Raw genomic sequence first — 16,665 nt, forward strand, 5'->3', positions numbered from 1 at the left:
ATCGACGTCATCGCAGACCCCTCGACGATCACACGGAAACAAGACGCGGGATCTCTCCCTCCCCCGAACGAAACCATGCCTGACCAGCGAAAACTCAACGGCCGCGTTCGGTTGAGATACGGCTACTCAGGCCGCCGGCCCCGCCGATGCCCGCGGCGCCGCCCGGGTAGGCGCCGCCGGAGCTTCCGTTGCCCCCGTTTCCGGCCTTTCCGCCCTTGCCGCCGTTGCCGGAGCTGTTGATGCCGCCGGCGCCGCCGTTACCGCCCGCGCCGCCGCCGTGGCCGGTGCCGCCGTTGCCGGCGTTGCCGCCCGCGCCGCCGGTGGATCCCCCGACGCCACCGAGGCCGCCCGCGCCGCCTGCTCCGGCGTTGGCGCCGGAACTGCCGCCGGAACCACCGGTGCCGCCCGCACCGCCCTTGGTGCCCGCGCCGCCTGCTCCGCCCGCGCCGCCCGCGCCGTCGAGGCCGCCGGTGGCACCGGTGCCACCATTGCCGCCCCCCGCACCGTTGGGGCCCGCGTTGCCGCCGAGAGCACCCGCCCCGCCGGAACCGCCGCCGAGACCGGCCCCGCCGTTGCCGCCCGCACCGCCGACCCCGCCCTGGACACCGTTGCCGCCGGGACCACCCGCACCGCCGGCGCAGTCCCCGGTCCCGGTCGCGGGGCCGCCCGCGGTGCCGGGAAAGCCGCTGGGATGGGCGGCGTTGCCGTTGGCGCCGGCGACGCCCGCGGTGCCAGGGGTACAGGCGAGGGCGGAGGCGCCGGCGGGAGTGCCGAGGAAGAGTGCTGCGCCGGCGAAGAGTGTGGGGAGGGCGAGGACGGCGGCGGTCTGTTTCCTGTTCATGACGGGGGTTTCCTCTGTCTCAGGTGAAGCGGGGGTCGATCCGAGGCGCGGAATCAGGCCGGCACAGCACCGAGAAGGGAATAATTGTTCCCCGAACAGTTTTCCGTGCCGCATACCGCCAGGCAGTCCGCGAAATTCCGGGCTATTTCCATAGGACACGCATGTCCGGGTATTTGTAATGGTATGAGGAGTGCGATCGTCATCAATATTTGGCCGAGGGGGCGGTACATTATCTACGGTAGGCAAACTCCCTCGAATTGAGTGTTTGGCCGGGATTCGCCGGTTTGACCGCCAAGCACCGATGAGAAGTCGCCATTTCTCAAATTTCTGGATCTATAGGCGCTGAGCTGCGGGTTCTGCCAGGTTGCGGAGGCCGGAAGGCACTTCTGACCACCCGGCGTCCGGGGCCCGTTGGGCGCGCCGGCGCAGCGCCGGGGCAGCGCCGGGGCAGGTAGGGCTGGGTGGCGACGGCACATTGCGTCGGCTGTGTGTCTTTCCTTGTTTGAACCGAGGTGGCCGAATCCAAGGATTTTCGACATTTGCGGCCACCCGTGGTCGACGGGAAGTTGTAGATCTCATGTATCTCGTACGCAATCCCGCCGGAAAATACCGACGGCGAGGGCCGGACCGTCGGCACCGGCGGCGAGGGCGACGCCGAGGACCCGGAGCAGGAGCAGGACGACACGCAGGCCGCTGCCGAGTCCGCGCTGCTCCACTTCTCCAGGAAGTCGGCCAGGTCGCGGGACTGTTGGTCCTCGCGGGTGATCTGCTCGGCGAGGACCTGGCGGTCGATGTACGGTCGACGGCCGCCAGGACCAAGCGCTGCAGTCCGGCCGGGTCCAGGGCTTCGACCTCCCACTGGACCAGCTGGTCGGCAGGCGGGACAGCGGCTCTGCATTGATCAGCGGGCCGATCAAATCGGGCAGGCCGGCTTGGGAGTGCGGGTGAGCGCGGGCCGGTGGCTCTGGCCCGGTGAGCCGCCGCTCAGCAGGGGAGAGTGGTGTGACCTGCTGCCCCGGTGGCCCCGGTGGTGCCGTCTGCGGTGGACGTGGCAGGGGTGCCGTTACCACCGGGCTTCCCGGGACATACCGGGCTGGCGGCGCCGCCAGCACCGCCAGCGCCGCCCGTGTGGACGCCGCCGGCCGTTGCGGCGCCGCCGTTGCCGCCCTGACCGCCGACGATGCCGGTACCGGCATCACCTACGCCGCCTACGCCGCCCTTACCACCGGTACCGCCGAGGGTGGCCGCGCCACCGGAACCTCCGCTGCCGGCGTCGCCGTTGGCACCGCCCGCGCCACCGGCGCCGCCTTTGCCGCCGGTGCTTCCGCTGCCGTCGCCGTTGCCACCGGCGCCCCCGCTGCCGCCGTTGCCGTTGGCACCCGCGGCGCCGCCGGTCCCACCCAGGCCGCCGAAGCCGCCGTTGCTCCCCACACCGTTGGCCCCGTTGGCACCGGGGAATCCGAGGGCGCCGAGGCTGACGTGGGCACGGGCGCTACCCGCGTCGGCCTGAGCCGTCGCGGAAGCCACGGTCGGGGTGGCGAGGCCGGCCACGGCGATCACGGAAATCAGAAGAGACCGGGAAATGGCAGTACTGCGCGTGAAGCGCATGGGGTACGCCTTTCAGTTTGTGCAGCCGGAGATATTCTCCGGCTGACAAAATCAATCTAGCCGGAATAACTGGCTTCACGCTCTTGGGGTGATTAATGTCTGAAAACAGCTGAATCGAAAAAAGTTTGGCTGCAAAAACCTGTACCTGATACCCAGGGTAGAGAGGGTCTACTCCTGTGAATATATTCCCAGCCCACAGCGCGATCTAAAAATCTGATGGTTTTGGATCGGTGCTGGTCAGCGGAGTCCGAGCAGCGTCAGGGGCCGCTCGAAGAGGCGCAGAGATATTTCGCGGAATACGGCAGCGATGTTGGTAGGGCCAAAGAATCTTGGGCCACCGTACCGGGGGTTTTCGCTTTCCGCCGGAGGTCGTCAGCCAGGGTGTGTGGTTGTACCCCGCTTCAACCTGAGCCCGCGCGACGTGGAGGAGCTGATGCTCGAGCGCGGCGTCGTGGTGTCCTACGGGACGGTCCACCGGTGGACGCGCAGGTTCGGCCCGGGCTACCCGGCGATCAAGCCGACCACGGCCCTGCTCATCCCGCGCTCCTTCGCGTCACAGTTCGCAGGCGCACCGCTACGCAACCCGCCGCTCTGGTTCTTCGTCTTCCTCGTCAGGCAGCTTCACATCACCGACCGCGATGTTGACTTCGATGACCTCCAGGCCGGTCATCCGCTCGATGGCTGTGATCACGTTCTCGCGTACGTCGCCCGCCACCTCGATGATGGAGACGCCGTACTCGACGACGATCTCCAGATCGACCACCGTCTGGGCCTCACCGACCTCGACCTTCACCCCGCTGGTAAGGGACTTGCCGCCCACGCCGGGAACGCGTTCGCGCATGGCCCCCATGCCGCGGGCGAACCCGCCGCCCATCGCATAGACCCCAGGCACATCCCGGGCCGCCATTCCGGCGATCTTCGCCACCACACCATCGGCGATCGTCGTACGGCCACGCGAACCCGGATCGCTTCCGTGTCCCGCGCCGAGGGATTTCTCGCCGTGCCCGCCCACGGACAGGGTGGTCTCGGTCTGGTTCGGCTGTCCTTTATCGGTCATCGCCGGTCATCCCTTCCGAGGAGACAGGAGGGAGCGTGCCGCGCCCTGTCTTCACACTAAACGCGACGGCCTGATACCGCTGCGGGGAAGCAGCACGCGAGCGATCCGGCCCTGCGAGTCAGTGGCGCTGGCGGCGATGCGAGGAGCGGTGGGGCAGGCTGGACCTGGTCTCGGCCGTCGGCGGGCGGCGTTCTTGAGCGCCTGGGTCTTGGCTTTCATGGGCTCCCTCGCTGCGCGCACGGCCCCGTGACCCGGGCACGCCTGAGGCATGCGGCCGCAGCCGCGCCTGGTCATGCTGGCGGACCTGGAGAAGGCTGGCCGCGCGGTGTTTCGATCAGGAGTGCAGCAGGCTGTTGTGGCCGTCGTGGCCGTCGGCGGTGTCCTCGTCGAACCAGTAATCGCCGTGTGCGAGGTACCGGAACCCAACCTGCTGGCCCTTGGGCAGCACGACGGTGACCGCGCGGTGCCCGTCGGGTCGGGGGGTCAGGGGGTGAGCGCCGGGCTGCCAGTCGTTGAAGTCCCCCACGACGCTGACGTCACCGGCGGGATGCTCGGAAGACAGGACGAAGGTGATCTGGGTGCCGTTCTTGTGCTTGGTGCGTTCCAGCATGATCGGTCAGCTCCTGGGATCCACGGAATGGTGTGCCGATCGTCTCCTGGGGGCGGGCAGTCCGCGCGTGCTGGTGTGCAGGTGGGTGGCTCTGTCACCCGTACGGCGCCGCGGCGCCGCCCTCCGGCCTGACGAGTGCCGCAGGAAGGGCCCGGCCGTGGTGGGGGCGTTTCCCGGGGAGGTGGGGCCGTTCGGCCGATGGCCGGAGGACGATGAAGGCGACACAGCGTCCAGGCCGTGTGCGAATTATCAGACGCAGAGGTTGCCGCCGATCCAGGTATTCGATACCCCCGCGGGAAGGGCTTGGAAGTAGATCACCGCGCACTGGAAGTTCTGGCGGATCACTGGTCGTCTACCGGACACTCGTAGGAGGTGGGTAGCCGGGCCATCCCCTGCTCGCACCCGAGGCTGCACCAGGCGTTGCCGATGTCTCCCCAAACGGGCCAGGCGCCACTACGCGCAGACCAGTAGATCGTTCCGTGCTCGAACCGCGTTCGCCGGCCGACCCCGTCGGGGTTGACCAACTCGTCCGTGAGCGGGCACCCGAGTGCCCCGCCGGGACGACCATCTGGCATTGTCACGTTGGCTGGCGGGGATGGGATGATCTTGGGGTTGGTCATGCTGAGAGGGGATCGCTCGTGTCGCCTACGCCGCCGTCGTACAAGGGCCATCGGTACCCGGTGGAGGTCATCTCCCACGCGGTGTGGCTGTACTTCCGCTTCCCGCTGTCGTTCCGCGAGGTGGAGGAGCTGATGCTCGAGCGCGGTGTGATCGTCTCCTACGAGACGGTCCGCCGGTGGTGCCTGAAGTTCGGCCAGGACTACGCCAACGCCCTGCGGCACCGGCGCCCGAGGCCCGGGGACAAGTGGCATCTGGACGAGGTCTTCGTCAAGATCAACGGCGAGCAGCGGTACCTGTGGCGGGCCGTCGACCAGGACGGCAATGGGCTCGACATCCTCGTGCAGAACCGGCGCGACAAGGCCGCGGCCAGGCGTTTCTTCAGGAAACTGATGAAGGCCACCCGATCGGTGACCAGGGTGGTGGTCACCGACAAGCTCCGCTCCTACGGCGCCGCCCACCGCGAGGTCATGCCCTCGGTGGAGCACCGCGCCCACAAGGGCCTGAACAACCGCGCCGAGAACTCCCACCAGCCCACCAGGCAACGCGAACGCGCGATGAAAGGCTTCCGCTCCGTCTGCGCAGCCCAACGGTTCCTGGCCGCGTTCAGCGGCATCTCACCCCACTTCAGGCCACGACGCCACCTCATCACCGGCGCCGAATACCGCACCGAGATGACCATCCGCTTCGCGATCTGGAACCACATCACCGGTGTTACCAGCCTGACCACAGCAGCCTGAACCAGGACCGACAGTCGGCACCGGCATGTCCTGACACGCCGTCCGACATCCACACCCTCAACAACGTGACAGCGCCGACACGAGCGATCCCCTCTCAGCATGACCAACCCCAAGATCATCCCATCCCCGCCAGCCAACGTGACAATGCCCGCGCCACTCCTCCGGCCCGAGCTGCAGGAACTCCAGTCCGGTCAGCTTGGCGATCTCCAGCGGGTCGGCGAGCGTACCGGGGTAGGCGGTGAGGGTCCGCAGGCCGGGCAGCCCAGTGACGGGGGCCAGGCTGAGCGGCTCACCCTTTCGAACCGCAACTGCGCGCGCTCAGCTGACGGCAGCGCCGAACCACTTGGGCAGCCGGCTGAGCAGATCCTGCTGATCTTCGCCGACCCACGCCACGTGGCCGTCCGGCCGCAGCAGCACCGCGGGCACGTCCAGTTCCTCGCTGACGTCGATGACGTGGTCGACCCGGTCCGCCCAGCCCTCCACCGAGAGCCGGCCGGTCTGGTCGAGCAGCAGTCCGCGGCCGCCGTGCATCAGCTCGTAGAGGCGACCCTGCTCCAGCTTCACGTCCCGCAGCCGCCGGCCGAGCAGTTCATGGCCCTCGCCGAAGTCGTAGCGGACCCCGACCGCGGTGATCATCTCGGTCACGTACCGGTTCACCTCCTCGAAGTCCATCAGCTTCGAGAACAGCTCCCGCAGCGCGGTCGCACCCGGATCGGTCCCCAGCAGCGTGATCTGCGCGCGGGTGTTGTCCAGCACGCGGGCGCCCACCGGGTGCCGTTCGGTGTGGTAGCTGTCCAGCAGCCCCTCCGGTGCCCAGCCGTTGACCTCGGCGGCCAGTTTCCAGCCGAGGTTGAACGCGTCCTGGACGCCGAGGTTGAGCCCCTGCCCGCCGGTCGGCGGGTGGATGTGCGCCGCGTCGCCGGCCAGTAACACCCGGCCGACCCGGTAGCGCTCGGCCAGCCGGGTGGCGTCGCCGAAGCGGGACAGCCAGCGTGGCGAGTGCACGCCGAAGTCGCTGCCCGCGAACGCCCGCAGCTGCTGCTTGAACTCCTCGAGGGTCGGCGCGGTCGCACGGTCCTCGGCCACGCCGTCGGCGGGCACGACGATGCGGTACGTCCCGTCCCCGTTGGGGATGGTGCCGAACCGCAGTTGGGTCTTGCGGACTTCCTCGACGAGAGCGGCAACCGCCGCCGGGTCCTCGGTCATCTCCATGTCGCCCAGCAGCGTCTCGACCTTGGCGGGCTCGCCGGGGAAGGCGACGCCGAGCCGCTTGCGCACCACACTGCGGGCGCCGTCGCACCCGACGAGGTAGCGCGAGCGCAGGTGCGTGCCGTCCGCGAGCTCGACGGTCACCCCGGCCCCGTCTTCGTACTGGCTCAACCCGACCACTTCGCAGCCGCGCCGGATCTCGGCACCGAGTTCGAGCGCACGCTCGTTGAGCAGCCGCTCGGTGACCGGCTGCAGAGTGGACAGGCCGTACGGGTGAGCCGTGTCCAACTTGTCCGGCCACGGCTTGACGATGCCGCCGAAGAAACCGCCGACCTGGAACTTCTCACTGACTGCGAGGAACCGGTCCAGCAGGCCGCGCTGGTCCATCATCTCGACGCTGCGCGTGTGCAGGCCGCGTCCGCGGGACTGCTCGGTCGGATCGGTCAGCTTCTCCAGCACGACCACGCGCACTCCGGCCAGCCGCAACTCGCCGGCCAACATCAAGCCGGTCGGTCCGCCGCCGGCAACGATCACGTCAATCATCAAAACGCCCATTCAACGAGATTGGATTTCGGCCGGCTGCCCCACGCAGTCCGGCGGCGCGCACACCCGCACCTCCACGCCGAGTGCCCGCAACCGCACCGTGAGTCCCACCGGCGGTTCGACGTCCCGCGAGGCCCATACGTCGCCAAAAGCGCAGGTACTTCGTGAATCCCTGATTTCCGCAGGTTCTGGCCTCGGCCGACCATTCTGCGGCACGACCGGGGCCTTGCCGCAAGGCCCCCGGTGCGCTATATCTTGAGAGTGGCAAGGAGTGGGCAACCTCCTTGCCTTTCCTTTTGCCGTCGCTCGAACGTCGTCGAGAGCGCGGCCATTCTCATGGAGTCCGTCGCCGCGCCGCGCGAGCGCTGGGCGGAGCTCGCCCACCGGCGCTGTCACGTTGTTGAGGGTGTGGATGTCGGACGGCGTGTCAGGACATGCCGGTGCCGACTGTCGGTCCTGGTTCAGGCTGCTGTGGTCAGGCTGGTAACACCGGTGATGTGGTTCCAGATCGCGAAGCGGATGGTCATCTCGGTGCGGTATTCGGCGCCGGTGATGAGGTGGCGTCGTGGCCTGAAGTGGGGTGAGATGCCGCTGAACGCGGCCAGGAACCGTTGGGCTGCGCAGACGGAGCGGAAGCCTTTCATCGCGCGTTCGCGTTGCCTGGTGGGCTGGTGGGAGTTCTCGGCGCGGTTGTTCAGGCCCTTGTGGGCGCGGTGCTCCACCGAGGGCATGACCTCGCGGTGGGCGGCGCCGTAGGAGCGGAGCTTGTCGGTGACCACCACCCTGGGCACCGATCGGGTGGCCTTCATCAGTTTCCTGAAGAAACGCCTGGCCGCGGCCTTGTCGCGCCGGTTCTGCACGAGGATGTCGAGCCCATTGCCGTCCTGGTCGACGGCCCGCCACAGGTACCGCTGCTCGCCGTTGATCTTGACGAAGACCTCGTCCAGATGCCACTTGTCCCCGGGCCTCGGGCGCCGGTGCCGCAGGGCGTTGGCGTAGTCCTGGCCGAACTTCAGGCACCACCGGCGGACCGTCTCGTAGGAGACGATCACACCGCGCTCGAGCATCAGCTCCTCCACCTCGCGGAACGACAGCGGGAAGCGGAAGTACAGCCACACCGCGTGGGAGATGACCTCCACCGGGTACCGATGGCCCTTGTACGACGGCGGCGTAGGCGACACGAGCGATCCCCTCTCAGCATGACCAACCCCAAGATCATCCCATCCCCGCCAGCCAACGTGACAATGCCATGCCCGGGGCCGACGGCAGGCATGCCCAGCAACATCCGGGCGCAGCGCCCGGAGAAGCCACCCCGGCCGGCTTCGGTCACCGGCCCGGCCAAGGGTCCGACCTACTGGTCAAGGGGTCCGGCGCGAGCCCGCAACGCGGCTGCACCGAGTTGCTCCCATAGGGGTGTCTGGCTTTGTCGCGCCCTGTCTGACCACGTTCTGCTGTCTCGATGAGCTCGGTCTGGAAGCCGTCGGGCAAATCCTTGAGCCGGATCAGGTGGTGATCGAGTGCCGGGTCGCCGAGCCGCGTTCACCGATTAGCGGCCAGCACTGCCGCGAGGCCCTCTTGCAGATCTTTGACGAAATACTCGGGAACCTCCAGCGACGGGAAATGCCCACCGGTTTCAGGCGACCTCCACCGGACGATCTTTCGGTACCGCTCCTGTGCCCAGGCGCGCGGGCACTTCTCGATGTCGCGGGGATACACACTGAGTGCTGACGGGACGTCGACCCGAAGTTCGGGATCGAGCGAGTCGTGGCTTTCGTAGTAAATGCGGGCCGACGATGCTCCGGCCCGCGTCAGCCAATACAGGGTGACGTTGTCAAGAATGCGGTCTATGGAAATCGTCTCGAACGGGCTGTCTTCGGTATCTGTCCACTCAGCGAACTTGTCAAGGATCCAGGCGAGAAGCCCGACTGGTGAGTCGACGAGCGAGTAGCCGATGGTCTGCGGTCGGGTCGCCTGCTGCTTCGCGTACGCCGCGCGGGGGCCGTCCCAGAAATCGCGGGTTTCCTCGGTCCATTTGCGCTCGGCCGCCGTCAGCCCGTCCGTTGTCAACCCGGGCGGTGCCTGCGCGAACGTTGTGTGGATGCCGAGAACGTGCGCCGGGAACCTGCCGCCGAGAACCGTGGTGATCACACCTCCCCAGTCGCCGCCGTGGGCTGCGAACTTGCTGTAGCCGAGCCTTTCCATCAGTTCCACCCATGCGGCCGCGATCTTTTCGATTCCCCACCCGGTGGTGGCCGGCTTGTCGCTGTAGCCAAAGCCTGGTAGCGACGGGACCACGACGTGGAACGCTGGCGCGTCCGCATCTTTCGGATCTGCCAGCTCGTCTACTACATCGATGAACTCAGCAATGCTGCCTGGCCACCCGTGCGTCAAGATCAGAGGAGTGGCATCTGCGCGCGCGGATCGGTGGTGCAGGAAGTGGATTCCCAGATCATCAATGGTCGTGCGGAACTGGCCGATCCGGTTAAGGCGTGCTTCGAACGACCGCCAGTTGTACCCGGTGCGCCAGTAGTTCACGACATCGACGAGGTCGGCGAGAGGAACGCCCTGTTCCCATCGGCGAGGGTCGGGCGCGGCGCGATAGACCGTCTCGGCCTCCGGTAGTCGCGCCGCGGCTAGTCGCGCGCGCAGATCGTCGAGGTCAGCGTCAGTTGCGTGGGCTTCAAATGCTTGCACGTCGCTGGTTGGACGGGGCATGAGACCTCCTGGCCATCGTGGAACCGGCTACGACCTATCGCGAACCGGCTAAGGCGGTTCTAGCAGTTCTCCGAGCCACGCTGCAACCCGCTAAGGTGGTTCCATGCGTGCTCGGTTCCCTGACTTCCGCCTCGGCAACGTGCTGGCGACCAGCTTCACGGGGACTCTGTCGGAGCGTCATGGCGACGCTGTGGAGCGCATTCCCACGCCGCACCGACTCATCGACTGGCTGGCAGTGAACGGCCTCGCCGTGGACTCCTGCACCACTGCCCAGCTCGACCTCGCTCGGGAACTGAGGGAGTCGATTCACGCCGCCGCGACAGCGGCCGCGATCCAGGACGCTCTCCCTGCATCTGCTGTCCAAGTCATCAATGACTGCAGCGCTCAGGGTTGGGCCGCAGCGATCCTGACGCCCGAGGGTATGCGGCGATGGCGGCTCAGCTCGGCTTCCTGCGTGGAAGATGCCCTTAGCGTGATCGCCGCCGACGCGATCAGCGTCATCGCAGGCGAACGAGACGGAACATTGGCCTTGTGTGCATCACCAACCTGCCAAGCCGCCTTCTTCGACACCAGCCAAAGTCGCACCCGCAAATGGTGCGACATGAACACGTGCGGGAATCGTCAGAAGAAAGCGCGCTTCAATGCCAACCAGCGCAAAAACCCCAGATCAGCGGAGTGATCGTTACCTCGGTACATCCAAGTGGGTCCCACGCCTGCGACACATCTGTCGCGTTGGGTGCACCCCAACGGCACCACTAAGAGCCATCCGTCGCCTTCGATCAACGTCCTCAATCAGTACGTCTACGTTTACTGATGAGCTGGCAAACCGCTCACATCACAGTGATCGCGTCCCGCTCAACGCTCATCGAGGCCACCCGGAGCCAAGCCGTCGGCAGCAACACGCTGGCCCCAGCCACGCCTGCCGACGTCGGACCGCCTCACCACGACACTCACGGACAGTGAGCATCCTCCGCCAAGATTCGCCAACTATCCCTCTCAAGGTTCGCCAACAAGATGTGACTTTTCATCACAGTTGGCACCATGCCGACCGGCTGAACTGGCCTGACGCGGTGTCTTTTTCATGATGGCTGGCACCGGATGGTCAAGATTGTTGGCACCTGCTCCGTATTTTCACCCTGGTTGGCACCAGGACCGTTGACGTTGCCCCTGGTCGCAAGCCGTGAGCCGTCGGGGTTGACGATCGCGGACGCCTCACATGCCAGTCCGCTCGACCCGATGCCAACCGTGGCGAAAAGTCGCACAAGAATTCTCCACATGCTTCTGACCTGCACGGCTCAGTCCATGATTCGCCAACTAAACAGCAAGATCCGGGAGCGGCCGGTGGTTTTCCCGGGCGCGCGGCAGACCGGGTGCTCAGGCCGGTGTTCGGCGAGCACCTTCGCGTCGGTGATCGGGGCACGGGGCACGGGCGGGGGCGTGGCCGGCGCACACGAGGTGCCCGCTGGCCTGGAACGGGGTTCGCTCTGGCGGTCAGATCCGCCAGGACCGGATGCGGTCGGCTGCGTCGTACGCGTCACAGCGGCCGGCGTCGACGTCGCGGGCGAGGTCGATCAGCGCGCCGTACGGTGCGTCGAGGCCCTCGCCCGCGGCATTCATGTACGCCACGGCGATCGCGGCGCCGAACAGGGCGTTGCGTGCGGGCAGGGGGCGGAGCCGGATGAGGGCGTGCATCAGGGCGGCCGCGCGCCAGGAGCTGTCGACCGTGGCCCCGACCTTGGGGGTGTTGACGCGGTGCCGGCCGACGGCGGCCACGAGGCTGGAGAAGTCGTGGATCGCCGGGTGCTTGGGCAGAACCTCCGCCTGGCGCTCCAGCAGCCAGCGGATATCGACGTAGAGCTCCACGTCAGGCGGCCCGTCCCGGGGCGTCCAGACGGGCGGGCGCGTCTTCGGGGAACGCCTGGTCGAACGCGTCCGCGTGGTCGTTGATGAAGGCGCGGAAGACGTCCGCGGCACCTTCGAGGCGGGGGTCGCGGACCGCGTCGTGCGCGGCCTGCGTGATGAGCGCGGTCACCGTGCTCCCCTCGGCTTCGGCGCGCTCCTTGAGGAGTTCGTGCAGCTGGTCATCGACCCGGATCGTCACTGACTTCGACATACCCCGACCGTACAGCGGGATGTACAGCACGGGTAGGGATTCGCCCGAACCGTCGCGCGCTGCTGGTCGAACTCCGGTAAGACGAGGCACCGGAAATGTGACCGTGAGCAACCTTCCTTCCGTCCCGCCGGGAGTGCTGTCACGCTGAATCACGGTGTCGCGTCGAAGCGCAGGAGCCCCCTTCTGGCGGGTGTTTGGGCCGGGCGTGACACTTGAAATCTTGATAAAAGGTGGCGTATTGGGTGTCACGCTCCTTCCGTGCAACAGGCAGCGTGACACCGGCACGACAGGTGGGCGTGACACCCGCTCCATCACTCACTGTCATCGCTTCTAGGCGGCCACCGGGCCGCCGCCGCTCATCCGCGCTCATTGTTGTGCTCGGCGGCCTGGCCCGCGGCGTACGCGCGGGCGAGCAGCGCGTTGACGGCGAACGCGGCCGCCGGGTCGGTGTGCGGCAGCCGCCCGATTGCCAGCTGCTCGTCTTCGCTCAGCGTGTCCAGGAGCTGGGTGTGGGCGAGGGTGCGCAGCAGGGCGTGGTGCAGGGCGTTGGGGTCGAGGGCGGCGCGGCGGGCGGTGTCGGCTTCGTCCTCCTGGCGGCGCTGGTCGGCGGCGAGCTGTTCGAGGCGTGCGTGTTCGGCTTCGGCGGTGAGCTCGTCCTGGACGTGGGCGTCGTGGTCCGGGTTGTACGGAGCGTCGGTGTCGGTGAGGAGCTGTGCGATGCGCCGCCACTCCGTGAGTTCGGCCGGGCCTCGTTCGTCGGTGGCGAGCTCTTCGTGGCGGGAGTCGAGCCGTGCGCTGAGCCGTGCTTCTTCGAGCGCGGTCTGGACCTCGGAGTGCGTCATGCCCCGGGCGCGCCGGCGCACCGAGGTCCGGCCGACCGCCGCCCAGTCGACCGGCTTGCGGTCGGCGCCGCGGCGCGGTTGCCGGGATACGGGGATGCCCATCGGGCCTCGCATTCACCATCACGGGAAAAGGGATAGGCCGGCTGCCGGAGCGCTCCGGCAGCGGACCACCACCAGGTTTATAGCAGGTCGCTATTCGGCGCTGCTAAAACGAGAAATCTATGTAGCTAGTGTGGGCGAAATCGGCGCGGAGGCCCTGTGCTCGGCTTTCCCATTCGGTGAAATGCGACTCCGTGGTGGCCTGCGCGACGCGTGGACCCCCGCCGAACTGCGGATTGTCGACGGCCTCTGCGACCGCTACCAGCTCCTGACGGACGACAGTCAGCCGGTCACGGCCGAGCAGTGGATCGCGGAGCAGCGACGGGCGTACGGGGCCGGGCAGATGACCGGGCTTCGCGCTGAGCGGCTGGAGAAGCTGGGCATGGTCTGGAGCCTGGCGGATGAGCGGTTCCAGGAGAACCTGGAGGCCGCCAAGGCGTACTTCGAGGAGTGGCTTCGTATGTGAAGTCGGACTCCACTTGTCAGTCAGTTCTGACTCCAGTTGCTGCCGTGGGGACCTCGTTGTGTAAGTGAGTTTTGACTCCACCTGCTGGCGTCGGCTGCTCGGTCGGGGCGGCTCTGGGCAGGCTCCGGATGTGGATCATCGGGCCTTGTCCCAGGAAGTGAAGGTGATGGATCCCGACACGAGATCTTGTGCCGTCTCCGGGGCCTGGACCTCAGGCGGGGCGTTTGGCCATGACGACCACGCCCGGCCCGCTCTGCTCATCCGCGGGGAGCCGGAGTTCGGCGACCGGGTGCAGTCCGGCCTGCTCGATCAGGTCCACGAGCTGCTCCGGCCGCCACTTGTGCGTGGTCCAACGAACGGGCACTCCTCCGTATGCCTCGGTGCGCACCGCGTCCTCGTCACCGACGTGTGTGGCGGCGATGAAGGTTCCGCCCGGCTTCAGGGCGTGCGCGAAATGGGCGAGGACCTGGGGAAGGACAGCGCGGGGGAGGTTGAACAGTGACCACCACCCGAGCACGCCGCCGAGCGACGCTTCACCGAGGTCGAGCTCGGTGGCGGAGGCGACGCTGAAGCGGCATTGCGGATGAAGTCGGCGTGCGTTCTCGATCATGCGGGGAGAGAGGTCCACCCCGGATACGTCGAGTCCGCGTTCGGCGAGGTAGCCGGTCACTGTGCCGGGGCCGCAACCGACGTCGAGGACAGGCCCGAGCTCGCCCACGGTGTCGGCGAAGGCGTCGATCGACGCCTTGAGCCAGGGATGGCGACGGATGTCACCCATGCCCGTCGTCACCACCATGTGGGCGTAGTTGTCGGCCACCTGGTCATAGGACTCACGGACGACGTCGAGATCGGCTGGACGGTCGATATGGTCTGCGCGCATCAGCCAACAATAGGGCGGCAGTCTTGGAGAGTGCGTTGTCCAAGGCGCGCGAAGCTCAACTCAGCGCACCGCCACAGGCGTCCTTGACCAGCGGCGCTGGCGGGATCCGGGTGCGAGCATGCGCGATGCGCTCACCCGGGCCTGGAGGCGCGGTGGCCGGTCAGCCGCCGGCCTGGGCGGCGGCCATCTGTTCGGCGCGGGCGCGGGTGGCGGCCAGCCGGTAGGAATCGGTGCCGGTCTCGATGATGTTGCCGCCGAACGTCAAACGGTCGACAATGGCCGCGCAGAGCCTTGAATCCGTGAACGTTTTGGTCCAGCCAACTGGGGCTGGCACTTGTTCCCTCGCTCAGGTTCCTGCTGCCACCTGGCCGTATCCCCCTCCTGGTGTCCTCGTTGAATCTCATGGCAGCACTCGTTTTCTCAAGGTGCTGCCTTGACGGTTCAGGCGTGAGGAAGGTGTGCCGGTGGGCGAGGTGAGACTGCAGGTCATCGCGGGCGGTGCCGTTCTGCAGGGGCCGTTGACCACGGACCCGTGGCAGTTCCAGGCCATGTGCGTCGACGCGTTCGTCGCCTCCTGGAGGGCCCGCGGATTCAGCCAGGTGACCATCGACAACGACATCGGCCTGCTGGAACGGACCCTCACGGCGCTGGGCCGTCCTGCATGGGACGTCACGCCCGAGGACATCGATCGCGTTGTCGGCGATCTCGCGGTCCAGGGCCGCAAGACGTCGACCCGGCGCGAGTACGTGCAGATCTTCAAGGGCTTCCACCGGTTCCTGCAGGCCCGCAAGGCAGCCGAGATCGAGGCCGCCTTCGGTGTCCGACTGGTCTGCCCGGTTGATGAGTTCAACGCATCCCGGCATGTAGGCGACGACTCGCCGGCCCTGCTGCCGCCGCCGACGTCCGAGCGGGTGAATGAGTTCTTCGACTTCATGAAGCAGCGGATCGCCACCGCCCGGAAGTACGGACCCGCAGCCCGGGACTATGCAATGTTCCGGACGCTGTATCACGCCGGGCTCCGCTCGGAGGAAGCCTCACTGCTGGACCTGCCGGACCTGCACTTCACCCGCGGCCCGTTCGGCAAACTCCACGTCCGCTTCGGCAAAGGCGCCCACACCTCCGGCCCGCGGCCACGGTGGGTGCCCATGCTCGACGGCTTGGACCTGGTGCTGCGATGGTTCCTGGAGGACGTGCGGCCCAAGTTCCCCGACTCGCCCGTCCTCTTCGCCGACGAGTCCGGCGGCAATCTGCACCGCGGGACCATCCGCAACCGGCTGCGGTATCTGATGGAGCTCGAAGGACGCCCAACTGCTGAGCGGTTCAGCCCCCATGCCCTGCGGCGGGCGTGCGCGACCCACAACTACGAACGCGGCGTCGACCTCGTTGCCATCCAACAGCTACTCGGTCACTGGACGGTCAGCTCGACCATGCGATATGTCCGGCCCTCCGCAACGTTCATCGAGGACGCCTATCAGCGGGCCGTCGCCGGCACCCTCGCCGAGCTGGCGGGGAAGGACTCCACGGCATGAAGATCCAATGGCGGCTGAGGATGGCCGCCGCCCAGCGCGAGGTGTGGACGGGCACCGAGCTGCGGCGGCTGCTGGCCGAGAAGGCCGGCCTGGAGCTGTCCTCGGCTTCGGTGTCGGCGCTGTTCACCAAGGAGCCCTCGCAGGTGAAGATGACCACGCTGGCGGCGTTGTGCACCGCACTGGAATGCACCCCCAACGACCTGATCGAGGTCGACACCACACCGGTCGAGCGGCCGATCACACCCCTTCGCCCGGTCGCCGACTTGCCGCAGGCCGCTTCCGCCCGGGGCCGATCGATGCCGCCCCTGTGACGGGCGGCGGCGATGGGCAAGAAGCAACGCGACTGCGTCACCTGCGGCGCCCCCGTGGGATATCTCGACCGCGAGCACTGCTGCCGGTGCCGGCGGAGGATGAAGGAAGAGGCGGCCAGGGCGACCTGCCCGTCCTGCGGCCTCGACCGGGTGCTGCAGCAGGACACCGGCCGGTGCATCCTGTGCTCGCGCGTCTGCGGGCGGTGCGGGCATCCGGTGCGGTCCGCGGACAGCCCACTGTGCCGCGACTGCCGCAACGTGTCCCGGCGCCTGGCGGCCAAGCAGCCGTGTTCGCGCTGCGGCAAGCCGGGCTTTCTGCGCGAGGCGACCGGCTGGTGCGGGCCGTGCTCCCATCCCGGATGGGTGCGTATCCGTTGAGGGTGTTGCCGATCAGGCTGTGAGTATGAGTCCTGATCGGTAGCGGACCTGGTGGTTGCGGGTGTGTTCCTGCTGTTCGTGCCAGGTCCAGTAGGTGTCGAAGTCG

17 protein-coding genes and 3 pseudogenes are annotated in these 16,665 nt (G+C 67.6%); 6 read left to right on the forward strand and 14 right to left on the reverse strand.

What is annotated here, in order from left to right; all coding sequences use genetic code 11:
- Positions 1 to 94: 94 nt before the first annotated feature.
- On the reverse strand, positions 95 to 841 hold the full coding sequence (locus QMK28_RS30770) for a hypothetical protein (protein WP_326442983.1): 747 nt from the start codon (positions 839 to 841) through the stop codon (positions 95 to 97).
- Positions 842 to 1,825: 984 nt separating this feature from the next.
- Positions 1,826 to 2,449: a hypothetical protein gene (locus QMK28_RS30775; RefSeq protein ID WP_326442984.1), complete on the reverse strand. Its 624-nt coding sequence runs from the start codon at positions 2,447 to 2,449 to the stop codon at positions 1,826 to 1,828.
- Between the two features lie 326 nt (positions 2,450 to 2,775).
- On the opposite strand from QMK28_RS30775, the pseudogene QMK28_RS30780 reads away from it, so the two are divergent.
- Positions 2,776 to 2,988, forward strand: a pseudogene (locus QMK28_RS30780) (IS6 family transposase); the annotation flags it as partial.
- Positions 2,989 to 3,023: 35 nt separating this feature from the next.
- Here the strand turns inward: QMK28_RS30780 and QMK28_RS30785 are convergent.
- From QMK28_RS30785 to QMK28_RS34440, 3 genes are all read right to left on the reverse strand, one after another.
- Positions 3,024 to 3,506, reverse strand: coding sequence for an Asp23/Gls24 family envelope stress response protein (locus QMK28_RS30785; protein ID WP_326442985.1), 483 nt, complete (start codon positions 3,504 to 3,506; stop codon positions 3,024 to 3,026).
- A 334-nt stretch (positions 3,507 to 3,840) separates the two neighbouring features.
- Positions 3,841 to 4,116, reverse strand: a complete 276-nt coding sequence (locus tag QMK28_RS30790; protein ID WP_326442986.1) for an isoamylase early set domain-containing protein — start codon at positions 4,114 to 4,116, stop codon at positions 3,841 to 3,843.
- A gap of 341 nt (positions 4,117 to 4,457) precedes the next feature.
- Positions 4,458 to 4,787, reverse strand: coding sequence for a hypothetical protein (locus QMK28_RS34440; protein WP_443050883.1), 330 nt, complete (start codon positions 4,785 to 4,787; stop codon positions 4,458 to 4,460).
- Between QMK28_RS34440 and QMK28_RS30795 the strand changes: the two genes are divergently transcribed.
- A complete protein-coding gene (locus tag QMK28_RS30795) occupies positions 4,755 to 5,474 on the forward strand; it encodes an IS6 family transposase (protein ID WP_326442987.1) in 720 nt (239 codons plus the stop codon). The two genes, QMK28_RS34440 and QMK28_RS30795, sit on opposite strands and share 33 nt — an antisense overlap.
- 150 nt (positions 5,475 to 5,624) lie before the next feature.
- On the opposite strand, the pseudogene QMK28_RS30800 reads toward QMK28_RS30795, so the two are convergent.
- The 4 genes and pseudogenes from QMK28_RS30800 to QMK28_RS30815 form a co-directional block, all read right to left on the reverse strand.
- Positions 5,625 to 5,777: pseudogene (locus QMK28_RS30800) on the reverse strand (SMI1/KNR4 family protein); the annotation flags it as partial.
- Positions 5,778 to 5,792: 15 nt separating this feature from the next.
- Positions 5,793 to 7,226 carry a rifampin monooxygenase gene (gene rox / locus QMK28_RS30805; protein WP_326442988.1) on the reverse strand — a complete coding sequence of 478 codons (1,434 nt, stop codon included), beginning with the start codon at positions 7,224 to 7,226 and terminating at the stop codon, positions 5,793 to 5,795.
- Between the two features lie 461 nt (positions 7,227 to 7,687).
- The gene (locus QMK28_RS30810; RefSeq protein WP_326442989.1) at positions 7,688 to 8,407 is read right to left on the reverse strand and encodes an IS6 family transposase; all 720 of its coding nucleotides are present in this window, start codon (positions 8,405 to 8,407) and stop codon (positions 7,688 to 7,690) included.
- Positions 8,408 to 8,765: 358 nt separating this feature from the next.
- Entirely contained in the window at positions 8,766 to 9,941 is a 1,176-nt protein-coding gene (locus QMK28_RS30815; protein WP_326442990.1) for an epoxide hydrolase family protein, read from the reverse strand.
- A 103-nt stretch (positions 9,942 to 10,044) separates the two neighbouring features.
- Here QMK28_RS30815 and QMK28_RS30820 point away from each other — a divergent pair, with 103 nt between their 5' ends.
- On the forward strand, positions 10,045 to 10,620 hold the full coding sequence (locus QMK28_RS30820) for a CGNR zinc finger domain-containing protein (protein WP_326442991.1): 576 nt from the start codon (positions 10,045 to 10,047) through the stop codon (positions 10,618 to 10,620).
- Positions 10,621 to 11,432: 812 nt separating this feature from the next.
- On the opposite strand, the gene QMK28_RS30825 is transcribed toward QMK28_RS30820, so the two are convergent.
- The 3 genes from QMK28_RS30825 to QMK28_RS30835 all read right to left on the reverse strand — a co-directional run bounded on the left by QMK28_RS30825 (position 11,433) and on the right by QMK28_RS30835 (position 12,998).
- Positions 11,433 to 11,804: a toxin Doc gene (locus tag QMK28_RS30825; protein ID WP_326442992.1), complete on the reverse strand. Its 372-nt coding sequence runs from the start codon at positions 11,802 to 11,804 to the stop codon at positions 11,433 to 11,435.
- Between the two features lies 1 nt (position 11,805).
- Entirely contained in the window at positions 11,806 to 12,054 is a 249-nt protein-coding gene (locus QMK28_RS30830; protein WP_326442993.1) for a YlcI/YnfO family protein, read from the reverse strand.
- A gap of 356 nt (positions 12,055 to 12,410) precedes the next feature.
- A complete protein-coding gene (locus QMK28_RS30835) occupies positions 12,411 to 12,998 on the reverse strand; it encodes a hypothetical protein (RefSeq protein WP_326442994.1) in 588 nt (195 codons plus the stop codon).
- A 181-nt stretch (positions 12,999 to 13,179) separates the two neighbouring features.
- Between QMK28_RS30835 and QMK28_RS34445 the strand changes: the two genes are divergently transcribed.
- Positions 13,180 to 13,461, forward strand: a complete 282-nt coding sequence (locus QMK28_RS34445) for a helicase associated domain-containing protein (protein WP_443050885.1) — start codon at positions 13,180 to 13,182, stop codon at positions 13,459 to 13,461.
- A gap of 211 nt (positions 13,462 to 13,672) precedes the next feature.
- On the opposite strand, the gene QMK28_RS30845 is transcribed toward QMK28_RS34445, so the two are convergent.
- Together QMK28_RS30845 and QMK28_RS30850 are read right to left on the reverse strand one after the other, a co-directional pair.
- Positions 13,673 to 14,341 (reverse strand): class I SAM-dependent DNA methyltransferase, encoded by a 669-nt coding sequence (locus QMK28_RS30845; RefSeq protein ID WP_326442995.1) that lies wholly within the window; start codon positions 14,339 to 14,341, stop codon positions 13,673 to 13,675.
- A 160-nt stretch (positions 14,342 to 14,501) separates the two neighbouring features.
- Positions 14,502 to 14,660, reverse strand: a pseudogene (locus tag QMK28_RS30850) (ATP-binding protein); the annotation flags it as partial.
- A 145-nt stretch (positions 14,661 to 14,805) separates the two neighbouring features.
- Here QMK28_RS30850 and QMK28_RS30855 point away from each other — a divergent pair.
- On the forward strand, positions 14,806 to 15,870 hold the full coding sequence (locus tag QMK28_RS30855) for a tyrosine-type recombinase/integrase (protein WP_326442996.1): 1,065 nt from the start codon (positions 14,806 to 14,808) through the stop codon (positions 15,868 to 15,870).
- Entirely contained in the window at positions 15,867 to 16,181 is a 315-nt protein-coding gene (locus QMK28_RS30860) for a helix-turn-helix domain-containing protein (protein ID WP_326442997.1), read from the forward strand. The genes QMK28_RS30855 and QMK28_RS30860 overlap by 4 nt, the downstream gene beginning before the upstream one ends.
- The last annotated feature ends 484 nt before the right edge of the window (positions 16,182 to 16,665 follow it).

The organism is Streptomyces sp. H27-D2 (assembly GCF_035828615.1).
Classification (GTDB): Bacteria; Actinomycetota; Actinomycetes; order Streptomycetales; family Streptomycetaceae; genus Streptomyces.

Coding starts and splice junctions, on each gene's coding strand:
- QMK28_RS30770 (WP_326442983.1), bottom strand. CDS start 841: ATGAACAGGAAACAGACCGCCGCCGTCCTCGCCCTCCCCACACTCTTC.
- QMK28_RS30775 (WP_326442984.1), bottom strand. CDS start 2,449: ATGCGCTTCACGCGCAGTACTGCCATTTCCCGGTCTCTTCTGATTTCC.
- QMK28_RS30785 (WP_326442985.1), bottom strand. CDS start 3,506: ATGACCGATAAAGGACAGCCGAACCAGACCGAGACCACCCTGTCCGTG.
- QMK28_RS30790 (WP_326442986.1), bottom strand. CDS start 4,116: ATGCTGGAACGCACCAAGCACAAGAACGGCACCCAGATCACCTTCGTC.
- QMK28_RS34440 (WP_443050883.1), bottom strand. CDS start 4,787: ATGGCCCTTGTACGACGGCGGCGTAGGCGACACGAGCGATCCCCTCTC.
- rox (WP_326442988.1), bottom strand. CDS start 7,226: ATGATTGACGTGATCGTTGCCGGCGGCGGACCGACCGGCTTGATGTTG.
- QMK28_RS30815 (WP_326442990.1), bottom strand. CDS start 9,941: ATGCCCCGTCCAACCAGCGACGTGCAAGCATTTGAAGCCCACGCAACT.
- QMK28_RS30820 (WP_326442991.1), top strand. CDS start 10,045: ATGCGTGCTCGGTTCCCTGACTTCCGCCTCGGCAACGTGCTGGCGACC.
- QMK28_RS30830 (WP_326442993.1), bottom strand. CDS start 12,054: ATGTCGAAGTCAGTGACGATCCGGGTCGATGACCAGCTGCACGAACTC.
- QMK28_RS30835 (WP_326442994.1), bottom strand. CDS start 12,998: ATGGGCATCCCCGTATCCCGGCAACCGCGCCGCGGCGCCGACCGCAAG.
- QMK28_RS34445 (WP_443050885.1), top strand. CDS start 13,180: ATGCGACTCCGTGGTGGCCTGCGCGACGCGTGGACCCCCGCCGAACTG.
- QMK28_RS30845 (WP_326442995.1), bottom strand. CDS start 14,341: ATGCGCGCAGACCATATCGACCGTCCAGCCGATCTCGACGTCGTCCGT.
- QMK28_RS30860 (WP_326442997.1), top strand. CDS start 15,867: ATGAAGATCCAATGGCGGCTGAGGATGGCCGCCGCCCAGCGCGAGGTG.